9 protein-coding genes are annotated in these 12,857 nt (G+C 46.2%); 5 read left to right on the top strand and 4 right to left on the bottom strand.

Annotation, left to right across the window (positions count from 1 at the left end):
* Nucleotides 1-3: 3 nt before the first annotated feature.
* The 4 genes from WG68_RS13245 to prlC form a co-directional block, all read right to left on the bottom strand.
* Nucleotides 4-894, bottom strand: a complete 891-nt coding sequence (locus WG68_RS13245) for an ABC transporter ATP-binding protein (RefSeq protein WP_046558191.1) — start codon at nt 892-894, stop codon at nt 4-6.
* A 112-nt stretch (nt 895-1,006) separates the two neighbouring features.
* The gene (locus WG68_RS13240; RefSeq protein WP_046558190.1) at nt 1,007-1,711 is read right to left on the bottom strand and encodes a DNA-3-methyladenine glycosylase I; all 705 of its coding nucleotides are present in this window, start codon (nt 1,709-1,711) and stop codon (nt 1,007-1,009) included.
* Nucleotides 1,712-1,741: 30 nt separating this feature from the next.
* Entirely contained in the window at nt 1,742-2,227 is a 486-nt protein-coding gene (locus WG68_RS13235) for a hypothetical protein (protein ID WP_046558189.1), read from the bottom strand.
* A 70-nt stretch (nt 2,228-2,297) separates the two neighbouring features.
* Complete coding sequence (prlC, locus tag WG68_RS13230) at nt 2,298-4,373, bottom strand: oligopeptidase A (protein ID WP_046558188.1); 2,076 nt, start codon at nt 4,371-4,373, stop codon at nt 2,298-2,300.
* A gap of 177 nt (nt 4,374-4,550) precedes the next feature.
* Here prlC and gorA point away from each other — a divergent pair, with 177 nt between their 5' ends.
* The 5 genes from gorA (at nt 4,551) to WG68_RS13205 (ending at nt 11,567) form a co-directional block, all read left to right on the top strand.
* Nucleotides 4,551-5,909 carry a glutathione-disulfide reductase gene (gene gorA, locus WG68_RS13225; RefSeq protein WP_046558302.1) on the top strand — a complete coding sequence of 453 codons (1,359 nt, stop codon included), beginning with the start codon at nt 4,551-4,553 and terminating at the stop codon, nt 5,907-5,909.
* Nucleotides 5,910-6,002: 93 nt separating this feature from the next.
* A complete protein-coding gene (locus tag WG68_RS13220) occupies nt 6,003-7,328 on the top strand; it encodes a site-specific integrase (RefSeq protein WP_046558187.1) in 1,326 nt (441 codons plus the stop codon).
* Nucleotides 7,318-9,054 (top strand): hypothetical protein, encoded by a 1,737-nt coding sequence (locus WG68_RS13215; protein WP_200897599.1) that lies wholly within the window; start codon nt 7,318-7,320, stop codon nt 9,052-9,054. The genes WG68_RS13220 and WG68_RS13215 overlap by 11 nt, the downstream gene beginning before the upstream one ends.
* A 12-nt stretch (nt 9,055-9,066) precedes the next feature.
* On the top strand, nt 9,067-11,109 hold the full coding sequence (locus WG68_RS13210) for a hypothetical protein (RefSeq protein WP_083981887.1): 2,043 nt from the start codon (nt 9,067-9,069) through the stop codon (nt 11,107-11,109).
* The gene (locus WG68_RS13205; protein WP_046558184.1) at nt 11,106-11,567 is read left to right on the top strand and encodes a hypothetical protein; all 462 of its coding nucleotides are present in this window, start codon (nt 11,106-11,108) and stop codon (nt 11,565-11,567) included. Before WG68_RS13210 ends, WG68_RS13205 begins: the two co-directional genes overlap by 4 nt.
* The last annotated feature ends 1,290 nt before the right edge of the window (nt 11,568-12,857 follow it).

Genomic DNA, 12,857 nt, shown 5'->3' with positions numbered 1-12,857 from the left:
TCCTCAGGCTGCCTGGCCGGCAGGGTTACGCCGGGCATGTTGCAGGGTAGAAAAATACACATCTTCCAGGCTGGCAGCACAAGCAGTAAAGCCTGCAGGTGGCTCTGGCGCCAGCACATTTAGCACGGTGCGCCCGGCAAATAAGCGCTTCGATATCACTGGCAGGCTATGCTCCAGCTCGGCTGCCTCGCTTTGGCTGGCACTAATGCTCCAGATCTGGCCTTGCAGTTCTTTAACCAGTTGCTGTGGGTTACCTTGCAGCAAAATTTCGCCACCGGCCAGCACCGCCATATCAGGGCAGAGTTCAGCCACGTCATCAACAATATGGGTTGAAAGAATAATGACTTTCTCCTCGCCTAAACTGACCAGCAGATTGTGAAAACGGTTACGCTCTTCCGGATCCAGGCCGGCTGTCGGTTCATCAACAATAAGTAAATCGGGGTCGCCCAGCAACGCCTGGGCAATACCAAAGCGCTGGCGCATACCACCGGAAAAGCCACTGACTGCTTTGTCTTTGTGCTGATATAAATTGGTATGGGCTAACAAGCCTTCCACCACCTCTTTGCGCGGCTTGCTGTCGGTCAGCCCTTTTAAAATAGCCAGATGATCCAGCAACTTGTATGCGCTGATCCGTGGGTAAACGCTAAAGTCTTGCGGCAGATACCCCAGGGTTTTACGCAAGGCAGCCGGGTCTTGTAACACATCAATGCCGTTAAAATGAATACTGCCACTGTCGGCGTTTTGCAAGGTCGCTATAGTGCGCATCAACGACGACTTGCCCGCGCCGTTGGGGCCCAGCAAGCCAAACATACCTTTAGAAATAGTTAAATTAACGTTATTGAGTGCTTTAACACCATTATCGTAGGTTTTGCATAAGCCATTGATCTGAAGCATAGTAACTTTCCATGTGCTCAAAATTACTACGCTAACACAGGGTTAAAATAACAAGAAGAGGCTTTTTGTTAGCCACAAAGCTAATTTGTAAGCAAATATGGCGCAATGTAACTTAGCGCTGCATGCCTAGCTGGTTGTCGCCACAGCTTAGTGCCACAATTTGACTGATTTCCTGCAAGCTTAACCCCGACTGTTGTTGCCACAGGTTAAACTGCTGCTGAATTTGCTGCTGGCTGCGCTGGCTGTTGATGCCACCATCGAACACGCCATATGCACGCAGATAGCCTTCAATATCCTGAGTCAGTAAAAAGGTATCTTTGCCCACAGCCCGCAGCGCATAAGGCCCGGTATTACCGCCTAGCCGCGCCCCGTGTTTTTTTAAATAAGCCCATAAGCCAATAATGTTGTCACTGGGCCAGTCGGCAATAAAACGGCCAAAGCTGTGTTCGGTTTGCTGCACATCGTAAATCATCAGGGCATTGTGACGGATGGTAAATACTTTATTTAAATTGCGGATGATCCGCGGATCGGCGGCTTTTTGCTCCAGCATTTCATCGCTGAGCAATAGCACTTTTTCAATATCAAAATCGAAAAATAATTCGCAAAAGCCTGGCCATTTCTGCCGCACTACCCGCCAGACAAAGCCTGACTGAAATACTTTTTTGGTTAGCTCAGCCAGCAGCAGGCTATCGGGTAACTGCGCCAGCTTTGCCGCTGGTAACGGCTGGCTGGTAAGTGCCTTAACAGCCAGCTCGCCGCCTTTGCGTTCGCAGGCACGCTGATAAATTACCGCAAAATTTTCCACTGTGCCAGCCATACTACCCCGTGCTGTAATGTGCCTGTTGTTTTAGTAACTGCGGCTATCCACCAGTTTGCACTGACCACCGGAGAGCTCAACCTCAGGCTTGGGTACCACCGCACAATCTGATAATCGGCCCAGCCGTATATTTTCGGCTTCAGCTGCGGCGTTATAGGCAGCAATTTTGCTCAGAATGTCGGCTTCATTACCATTCTTGGTAGAGTAAGCAATATATTGCGCTGGCCCACCACAAGGCTTGTGGCCAAAACCGGCTACCCGGCACTGATTGTTGTCATCAGCACTGGCATCACCAATTAATGCCAGTACCTCCCGGCGCAACGCACTGACGTCTGGATCAACTTTTATATTCACTTGTTTGTCCCTCGCTTTAACGGCACCAATGGGATCTTTTTGCGGATCAATCAATTCTACCAGCGGCTCAGGTGGCAGCCGCTCCTCATTTGCCGCCTGACCTTGCTGACACCCCGTTAATACGAATAGCAGCAACGGTAGTAATGCGGTTTGGTATTTCATAAGCCAGCTTCCTTTTTATTTCATCCTGCCAGAGCATACCTGAATACGCAATTAATTAAATGTTAATGGCTTAGCCTGCGATACCCATATGGCGCAACAACGCTTCGTTCGACGGCTCGCGGCCACGAAAACCTTTGAATAACTCCATCGGCTCGGCGCTACCGCCACGCTCTAAAATCCAGCGCAGAAAATCGCGGCCGGTGTCCGGATTAAACACACCTTCTTCTTCAAAGCGGCTAAACGCATCGGCAGATAGCACCTCAGCCCATAAGTAACTGTAGTAGCCAGCACCGTAACCACCAGCAAAGATATGGCCAAAACCGTGCTGGAAGCGATTAAAATGCGGCGGTACAATAACCGACACTTCGCTGCGCACCTCATCCAGCAACTGTTGTACCCGGGCACCCTCTGCGGTGTTGTATTCGCTGTGTAAGCGCATATCAAACAGTGCAAATTCCAGCTGGCGTACCAGAAACATCGCTGACTGGAAGTTTTTCGCTGCCAGCATTTTCTGCAGTAAATCCTCTGGTAATGGCTCAGCCGTTTGGTAATGGCCGGAAATAATCGCCAACGCCTCTGGTGCCCAACACCAGTTTTCCAGAAACTGACTGGGTAATTCCACCGCATCCCAGGCCACACCGTTAATACCTGCTACCGCCGCCGCATCTACTTTGGTCAGCATATGATGCAGGCCATGGCCAAACTCATGAAACAGCGTTACCACTTCATCGTGCGTAAACAACGCCGGTTTGCCAGCAACCGGCTTATTAAAGTTGCAGGTTAAATAGGCCACCGGCGTTTGTAGCGTGCCATCTGGCAGCTGGCGCCGCCCGCGGCAGTCATCCATCCAGGCACCACCTCGCTTCTGACTGCGGGCATATAAATCGAGGTAAAAACTGCCACGCAGCTCGCCCTGGCTATCAGTAATATCGTAAAACCGTACATCCGGATGCCAGACATCGACGCCCTGGCGCTCGGTTACTGTTACCCCAAACAGCTTGTGAATCACGGTAAACAAACCCGGTACTACTTTGGTTTCCGGAAAATAAGGCCGCAACTGCTCATCTGAAACCGCGTATTTCGCCTGTTTCAGCTTCTCGCCGTAATAGGTAACATCCCAGGCCGCCAGTTCGGCGGCCTGAAACTGCTCTGTCGCAAAAGCACTAAGTTCAGCCAAATCCTGCTCGGCCTGTGGCTTGGCCCGCCGGGCCAGGTCGGTTAAGAAATCCAGTACCTGGGCCGGGCTGTCAGCCATTTTAGTGGCCAATGACTCTTCGGCGGCGTTATCAAAATCAAGTAGCTGGGCTAACTCATGCTTCAGTGCCAGCGTTTCATCAATAATGGCACTGTTATCGTACTTACCGGCATGCGGCCCCTGATCTGATGCCCGGGTGCAATAGGCACTATACATTTCCTCGCGCAGCTGCCGATTGTCAGCATAGGTCATAATGGCGATATAACTGGGGAATTCCAGGGTAAATACCCAACCGCTTAACTCACGGCTGCTGGCTTCCTCCGCCGCCGCTAAACGGGCATCTTCCGGTAAACCACTTAGCAGGGTTTCATCGCTGATATGTTTAAACCAGGCCTGGGTGGCGTCCAGGGTGTTGTTGGAAAAAGTGGAGCCCAGCTCAGACAAGCGGCTTTGAATTTCACCATAACGCTGCTTTTTGTCAGCGGATAAGCCAATACCTGACAATTTAAAATCGCGTAGTGCGTTGGTGATAACCTTTTGCTGTGCCGGGGCCAGGCCCGCAAACTCATCACTGTCTCTAAGCTGTTGATAGGCTTGAAACAGCCCTTCATGCTGGCCCAGCCAGGTACTGAAATCAGATAACAGTGGCAGGCAGCTTTCATAGGCCTCACGCAGCTCTGCGCTGTTTAGCACTGAATTTAAATGCGACACCGGCGACCACAACTTGCCCAACCGATCGCTGTCTTGCTCCAGTTGTGCTACCAGGGTGTGCCAACTGATGTTAGCCGCGGCCAGCAGCTGCTCAACCGCCTGGCGTGATTGGGCAATAGCCGCCTCAACCGCAGGTTTTACCTGCTCAGGTTTAATTTGCGAAAATGGCGGTAAATCGGTAAAGGTTAGTAGCGGATTGCTACCTGGTGCGGTGTGCTGTGTTGGGATAGCTTGCGACATATAACATCCTGCGAATGGCCTGAATAATGCTGTTTATGTTGGGCTGTCCGCAGCATTTGTCAAGGCGACAAGCACTCAGCTCGTCGCAATGTGCTTGTTTTTAGCAGCCGGCGGTCTTATATCTGACTGATAAACGACATTGCAGCAACATCATTGCAAAAAATTAAGGGCTCAATTATGACACGGCATTTTACTTATCTGGCAATAGGCGCCGGCAGTGGTGGTATTGCCTCGGCGAACCGGGCAGCAATGCGGGGCGTCAGCGCCGCAGTCATTGAAGCAAAGGCCGTGGGCGGCACCTGTGTTAATGTCGGTTGCGTACCAAAAAAAGTGATGTGGTATGGCGCCCATATTGCCGAGGCGATTAAGTACAGCACCGATTATGGTTTTAAACTTACCGAAAATGGCTTTGATTGGGCTACTCTGGTTAAAAATCGCCAGGCCTATATCGAACGTATTCATGCCGGTTATCAGCGCGGCTTTAGCAGTAATGGCGTCGAATATATCGAAGGTTTTGCCCGCTTTGTTAATGCCAATACAGTGGAAGTGAACGGCGAGCAGATCACGGCCGACCATATTACCATTGCCGTGGGCGGCAAGCCGCTGCTCCCCGATGTGCCGGGTGCTGAATATGGTATCGACTCAGACGGTTTTTTTGCCTTAACCGCGCAGCCGACAAAAGCCCTGGTAATTGGTGCTGGCTATATCGCGGTGGAAATCGCCGGCGTATTGCATGCGCTGGGTAGCGACAGCCATTTATTAATCCGCAAAGACCGGCCGCTGCGCGATTTTGACCCGGATATTACCGATATGTTGCTGGAGCGGATGAGCCAGGACAAACTACAACTGCATAAACATATCAATGTGACGAAAGTGGTGAAAAACCGCGATGGTACGCTAACGGTATACTGCGATAATAATGTTGAATTTACCGATGTAGACTGCCTGATCTGGGCCATTGGTCGCGAGCCGGCAACAGCCAACCTTAATTTGCAAGCCGCAGGCGTTACCGTTGATGAGCGTGGCTTTATTCGTACCGACCAATACCAGAATACCAATATCAAGGGCATTTATGCCGTCGGCGATATTACCGGCGAAGCCCAGCTGACGCCGGTAGCGATTAAAGCCGGCCGGCAACTGGCCGAGCGCCTGTTTAACCCGGCTATGCCTGATGCGCATATGGATTATTCGCTTATTCCCACTGTCGTGTTCAGCCACCCGCCTATCGGCACTATTGGCTTAACCGAAGCACAGGCCCGTGAGCAATATGGCGATGCCAATATCAAAGTGTACCGCTCCAGCTTCGCGGCCATGTATAACGCCATTACCAGCCACCGCGCCCTTAGCCGTTTTAAACTGGTCTGCGCCGGTAAAGACGAAAAAGTGGTGGGCCTGCACGGTATTGGCGAGGGTATGGACGAAGTATTACAAGGCTTTGCCGTGGCAATGAAGATGGGCGCCACCAAGGCCGACTTTGACGCAACCGTAGCACTGCACCCCACCAGCGCGGAAGAGTTCTGTACCATGACAGGTTAGTGTAGGAAAGGCATCTTACACACATAAATAAATCTGGAAAATAACCAATCACTGTCTACACTGGCTAGACAGTGAGTTTTTTCAGGATGATTTATGGCTTATCTCGTGCACTCGAACAATGTTTTCAAACAGACTGAACTACAAAAACTGGATGATGGTTCGTTCGATTGCAAACCAATTAAAGACAATTTAGGTTCATTACCAACCTTATTTACACATGACGGCAAAATTAATAACGAAGCCAATAGCTACCTCTTCTATCTGAAGGCAATAAAAGGTGCGAAAGATCTTTTGCCATGTGCGCAAGCTTTACATGCCTACTATCAATTTCTTGAAAACAAAGGGTTGGCATGGGATCAATTTCCTCCAATCAAAAGATTTAAGCCCACTTATCTCTTTCGCTCACAGCTGTTAAACCAAATCAGGCGAGGCGAGTTAGCACATAGTACTGCAAGCGTCCGAATGAACCAGATTGTTAACTATTACAAATGGTTAATGCACGATGGGTATTTATGCATAAATGGTGAGAAAGAAGCTCCTTTTAAAATTGAGTTCGTTTCAGTAAAAAGCAGCGGAATGCTTGCTCACATATCGCCAAAGTTCATTGTTTCAACAAGCGATCTAAGGATCAGAGTACCAAAGGACGCAAGCAGTAAAAATATTCGACCTTTATTTCCACTCACTCATGAATCACTTAACATTCTGACTCAGTACCTTCCTCGTGCATCTGAAGAGTTGCGCTTGCAGGTATTAATTGCCCTAGATACTGGAATGCGCATTCAAGAGGTGGCAACACTATCACTTAATGCTCTCGATACCGCGACACCATTAACGGAAAGTGAGCATCGCTACGACATAGTCCTGTCACCACAATCAACAGGTGTTCAAACAAAATATCTAAAGCAGCGGCGTGTTGAGATTTCTTCCGTACTATTGGCAACGCTCAATGAGTATCTCACCTCAGAACGGAGACTTAAGCGAGTAAAAAAACTGAATGAGAAGCTCAAAGCCTTTGTTGAAAACCCATCAAACCTAAAGCAGGTGACAGTTGAAAGTCTTGAGCGGTGTATGCGCCATGAACCCCTGTTTGTTAGTGAGCAAGGTAACCCTGTATCTGCTAAGTCTATCGAAGCCAGATGGACTGAGTTCAGAACTTCAATCAAGAAAACCTGTCCCTCGTTCATACATCGCTTTCACGACTTACGCTCAACGTATGGCACATACCGTTTAAGTGACTTACTTGAAGCAGGCTTATCTCCAGTGGAGTCCATGGAATTGTTGATGGCCTGGATGGGTCATCGAAACGAAACCACCACTTGGAAATATTTACACTATCTAAAGCGCAAAGAAGCATTCAAGGTAAAATTCGGAATTTTAGATGGCATCATGCACGAAGCGTTAGGAAACGATGATGAATAATGTCACCTATCTTAATGGCTGGGAACCAAACCTTTGCATTCAACTGGTTGCCGAAAACCAGTCAAGGCTACTAGATTTTAATCGATTCTTGATTAAGCATTTCCATAAGACGGAAATGCTACAGCAAGGTGGTCAATTTCAAGATGCAGAGCGCAAAGAACTCATACTTCGACTCAAATCTCGCTTTGATGAAAACATCGAAGAGGGAGTAAGCAATCGTACTCTGATTAGTATTTTTGTTGTTTGTTCACAATATCTTCGCTGGTGCGATACACACGACAAAGCCGCTTTTGTTCAAGCTTCTTTAGAAGGCTTTATGTTTTATCAGCAAACAAGGGTCTTGCAGGGTTTAATAAAAAGAAGCACATATAAGCAAAGGCGCAGTTTGATGTTCGTGATATTTCTTGATTTTTTAGACTTCCCATCAACTTACTTTAACAACGTTCCCGTTATGGGAAGCAGCGATAGCGAGCCCTTTGAGGCTTATACTCGTAGCGATTTAAACCAATTATTACCATTTCTACGAAGTCTATTCAAACAGACCTATGCGCAGTTTATTCAAGCACCCGAGATCCACATGGGTGCTAATAAAAAAACGGCTACCATGACCTTTAACTGGAAAGGTCAAACGTATCTGTTATACGCCGGTATTAGCAAAATGATGAGCGCCGCCACATACCTTTTGTCATACTATACTTATGCGAATACCAGTGATTTATTTAACCTAAAACAACCCTCTAATGCCTCAATGGCGGTTGGAGAGACATGGTACACCATGCCAGCTTTTAAACGTCGTGCGTTTAAAACCATTCAAGTTGAAATGGGTGAACATGAGTTGGACATACCAAAATATGCAATGCATTTTTTCGATAATTTACTTAATGCTTCACGACTAATTTCAAGCGCTGAAAACACAAACCTGCTTCAAACTGTTATTAAAAATGCAAGCACCCAGATGAGTCAGCCGACTCTTCAGACATTCCTTAAGCAATTTATAGATAAGCACTTTTCCTTTACTGACCAAAGGGGCCGTCGACTTCGGCCTATGGCTAGTCGTTTCCGTGAGACAGGTGCTCAAATCACCGCTTACCACCAAGGAGAAATGTTGAACGACATCATGCTGAGCAACACGCCAACAACTCGTCAGCGACACTATAGTGAAGGAAACCGTACCGCCAATAACGGCATGATGCAAGATGCGATGTCGATTCGAGAGGAAGAGATAAAAAGCGGTATAAACACGAAAGAGGCGCAAGCAAATTTAGGCATAAAGGTCTTGGTCATCGAAGAAGAATACAAAATCAACCTGCCTGAGTTAAGTCGCACACCTAATGGTACTAGCTGCACTACACCTTTTGGCGAAAAGTCAGAAAAATATACCAAGAGAGCTATTAGGCAAGGACTACTGCCTGAGGGCAAAAGACTTGCCTGCGCGGATTTACTGGCTTGCTTTGGTTGCCCTAGCCAAGTGATTGTTCAATCCCTAGCGGATATTTGGTGTTTACTAAGCTTTAAAGCTTGCCTCGAAGAATCACTCTACCTTCACCTCGATGCAAGCCACTATAGGAGAAACTTCGAAGCTATAGTGGTATTTATTGAAGGTAAAATTTTACCAAGTATCCAAAGTCAGCTACTAAAACAAGCAGAAGCAAAACTAGCTGATGAAGGTCATCACCCATACTGGCAAGAAGCCGACGCTGTCCTTGGTCTAATCCCTAAATCTTAAGCAGGTAGCATCATGAATACTCACCTATACGATGACAACATTTCTGAAGCCCACAAAATACAAAATGTTGACATTATTACCCTGTACCATGCAGGGCGTTTTAAGGAACTGGACGCGGCGGTTATCTGCATAGATCAGAAGGGAACAGTCACCGCAACCTTTGGCGATAGCAATTGGAATTGCCTGCCTTTCTCACGTAAAAGAGAAAAAAACAATCTCGTCTTTTCCGAGTTTAACGCCGCACCGAAACTACAACGTGAACTAAAAGTTTTTACTTTTGGTTGGCTTTTCAATAAAGGTCCAAAGCAGCGGATGAGTCTAAAATTCTCATCGGTCGTGTCGCGTTTGACCAATATTAAGAAAGCTTACCAATTCTTAATGCAAGAAAATGAATCATCGTTAGCCGCGCTTTCATCCTCCAAATTATGGTTAAAGTTTAAAAACTATCTCCAAGCACAGAACCTCTCCCAAAGCACAATTCAGCATATATTTATAAGTATCAACGCAGCTATTCATGATAGGGGTTGGCATAGAGTCTCGCTTAGTTTCGAATTTATTAAGCCTTGCTCAGAATCCGAAAAATTAAGCGACAGAGAGAAGCAGCAAACATTAGTTATTCCAGAGCGTTTATGTCATGCAATTTACGGTAAGGCCATACACCTGATTGAAACAGCAATTCCCTACGCGCAATTGATAGCAGATACGGAACAAGCGCTCCAATCAAATTACCAGGAGGGTAAGCGAATTGTTGATGAAAAAGTACAGCAAGATCGCTCTTTCGCTTTTATGAATGGCGATGGCAGTATTGACACTCAAAAATACGCACAGTGCATTGAAGATAATCAACCGCAACATCCTAAATCACTCATTGAGCCATTGGCCACTAAGCTCCCAGAGCTATCACTGAATAATTCTCCAGAGTTTAACCGATATTTAGGGCAGCTCTTTACCGCCAGCTACATTGTTTTGGGAGGGTTCAGCGGCATGCGTGAATCCGAGTTGGATAAACTAACACCAAATAGCTACTACACAGATACCATGTCCGGCCGTGTTTTTCACATGCTGCAAACCCACACATTCAAATTAGGAGAAAAGCGAGAAACATGGATAACAGCAGCTTCTTCGAAAGCAGCCATCGATTTAATGACGATATTAACTGAGCGATGGCGAGATGAAGCCACTTACCCAGATAAAAAATACACCAACACATTATGGCTAAATCAAAAATATCGTTCGCAGCCGCCTAAAGTCTTTGGTCATTGGAATTTTAGATTGCGACTTTTTTGCAAGCAATTTTGTTTTGTTACAACGGCAGATGATTATCAGGAATGCCTTGAATCCAATCCGCGCTCAGAGGAGAGCATCAGAAAAAACGTTATTGTGGGTAAGCCTTGGTGTCTTAGCTCACACCAATTCAGGCGCACCTTAGCTTTTTACTGTGTGAAGAATCGTTTGGGAACATTAGTTGCCCTCAAGCAGCAATTTAAGCACTTATATCTCGCGATGACTGAGTGGTATACCAACGGTGGCAAACTGGCAAGTTTACGAGGCTTAAAAGTAGATCCAAAGATCACGCAAGCTCTCGATGACATTAATGCGGAGACTACGACTAATAAAATCTATAAACAGTGGCACTCTGATGAAACGCTTTCGGGCTCTCACGGCAAGGCCATCATGAAGATGCGCGGTGATGTGCCTACCATCTACAGTTCTTGGGAGGTGATATACAAAGCCGTTAAAGACGGAAAGCTCACCCTGCACGGCTCATTACATAGCTATTGTAAGAACGGATACGAATGCGATATGGATGGTGTAGTCGCCCCTCAGTTTTGTGTGGACTGTAGCGCCGGGGGTAGCATTATTGATGAGCAACAAGCGAAATGGTGGCAGAAAAAACACAGTAGCTTGACCGCTTATATGGCGTCGGTTGAAGACATTTCTGTTAGTGAACGCAGTCATTACATAACCCAAATACGAGCAGCAGAGCTCGTTATGACCGACTTTAATATCCCATTTACGGCTTTCGAAGCGGAATTAAGGACAACAGCATTATGAGTAAGAGTGAAAATACCCTGCTACTACTTGAAGCTGCTCTTGAGCGTATAGTGCAAGGTAAGCCAAAACGCATACCGAACTTTCGCAAACTCAGCGTAAGAGCCGTGGAGGAAGAGGCAGATTTGGGAAATGGCAGCGGCTATTACTACCCTAAATTTGTGGAAAAAGTAAAACAGGTCATAAACGATATCGCCGAAGCCAAAGGCGAATATGTACAACCTGAAATTCAATCGGTTCGAATTAAGCTAAATGAACAAAAGAGGATCAAAAATAATTTCAAAGAAAAGTACGAAGCTGAAAGAGCAAAGTTAGCGTTGTTTGCGGCTAATCAGCACCATCTTAACGATAAGCTTGTTCAAGCCTTTGCTCGCATCGATGAACTGGAATATGAGAATGCTGAGCTAAAAGAAAAACTGGCAGAAGCTAATAGAAGTAAGGTGACAGCGATCAGACAGTAACGTTGATCCATTATAGCCGTGGGCTTAAGCATTAAACGCAAGCAGGAGATCTTTTGTGATCCACAAAAAAGCTTCTACAAGTATTTTCGCGAAAGTGTGACATCTCACACATTAAGGCGAGCTTTAAGCGAATCCTTAGAAATATCGCTGCGGCGCAAGTATTGCCCAAGCTTAAAAATGGGGAAGCTTTACATAGCCGGTGGAAAAATTCGCAAGGAAGTTAAAAAGCTATATTTTACAAAGTTACTTAAAACCGCTGCTTAGAACAAATAATTTTATAACCATAAAAAAGCTTGCTTCATTGTTCAACTTTTAGCCACAAGGATTAGCTAGTTAGTGGCTACTAACCTTCTGAAACTGTGTTTTTTTTCTTCGAATGTCAAGCCTTGTTAAAAACCAACTTACACACTATCTTGTGGTTAAGCACTAGGCTACGACTATATGTAGTATGGTGTGGGTTGATGTGATCTCTAACCGATTCGCACTCGGTTAGAGATCTGAGCATCAACCATGGCGGTTGCTACTCCCTTTCGCAGGAATTGAATTGTAGCAGCCAAATAATAACTTTCAAGCTAGGAGTTTTTAGCATGGCTAAGACGCAAAGCGGCAAGAAGAAAGTTCACGTTCCAGCTCATACCAAGAAAGATGGTACGAAGGTTCCTGAACACTACAGATCAACACCTAACTGATCAGCGTCTAAAGCCCCTGAATTAGGGGCTTTATTTCAACTACAATTTAGGAGCCTATCATGGCTAGATATATCGTTAATAAAAATGCTCAATCAACTGGCGAGCATGAAGTTCACAATGTAAATACGTGTCAGTACTTACCTAATGTGGAGAATCAGATTTCCCTTGGTGAGCATGCCACATGTCAATCCGCGGTGCAGGAAGCATATCGAAAGTTTCCTGGTTATAAATTTGACGGCTGCTATTACTGCAGCCTTAGTTGCCATACAAGATAAAAGATGTGGATACGGATGTCCCATATTTTAAGGCATAACAGCCGTTCATTTTTCGTAAGCCGTTGCTCTAGACGACCACAATTAGCTCATAACTGACTGTCAGTTTAGATTATAACATCTCATCTCAACTGCAAGGCCAGATATGAGCCACTACACATTAAACGCAAGCAGAAGATCTTTTGTGATCCACAAAAAAGCTTCTACAAGCATTTTCACGAAAGTGTGACATCTCACACATTTAGGCGAGCTTAGAGCGAATTCCCGCCAGCTTCCTGCGAGATTAGTGCTAAATTAATTCATACTTGTTGGCAATTGTTCACTGACTG

The organism is Arsukibacterium ikkense (assembly GCF_000987775.1).
GTDB classification, from domain to species: domain Bacteria; phylum Pseudomonadota; class Gammaproteobacteria; order Enterobacterales; family Alteromonadaceae; genus Alishewanella; species Alishewanella ikkense.
Note: the sequence above shows the minus strand (reverse complement) of the source record. Positions and strands in the feature narration are given on the sequence as shown.

Bases quoted from the DNA above. Each gene is read 5' to 3' on its own strand.
- WG68_RS13240 (WP_046558190.1), bottom strand. From the start codon at position 1,711: ATGGCTGGCACAGTGGAAAATTTTGCGGTAATTTATCAGCGTGCCTGC.
- WG68_RS13205 (WP_046558184.1), top strand. From the start codon at position 11,106: ATGAGTAAGAGTGAAAATACCCTGCTACTACTTGAAGCTGCTCTTGAG.
- WG68_RS13235 (WP_046558189.1), bottom strand. From the start codon at position 2,227: ATGAAATACCAAACCGCATTACTACCGTTGCTGCTATTCGTATTAACG.
- WG68_RS13215 (WP_200897599.1), top strand. From the start codon at position 7,318: ATGATGAATAATGTCACCTATCTTAATGGCTGGGAACCAAACCTTTGC.
- prlC (WP_046558188.1), bottom strand. From the start codon at position 4,373: ATGTCGCAAGCTATCCCAACACAGCACACCGCACCAGGTAGCAATCCG.
- WG68_RS13245 (WP_046558191.1), bottom strand. From the start codon at position 894: ATGCTTCAGATCAATGGCTTATGCAAAACCTACGATAATGGTGTTAAA.
- gorA (WP_046558302.1), top strand. From the start codon at position 4,551: ATGACACGGCATTTTACTTATCTGGCAATAGGCGCCGGCAGTGGTGGT.
- WG68_RS13220 (WP_046558187.1), top strand. From the start codon at position 6,003: ATGGCTTATCTCGTGCACTCGAACAATGTTTTCAAACAGACTGAACTA.
- WG68_RS13210 (WP_083981887.1), top strand. From the start codon at position 9,067: ATGAATACTCACCTATACGATGACAACATTTCTGAAGCCCACAAAATA.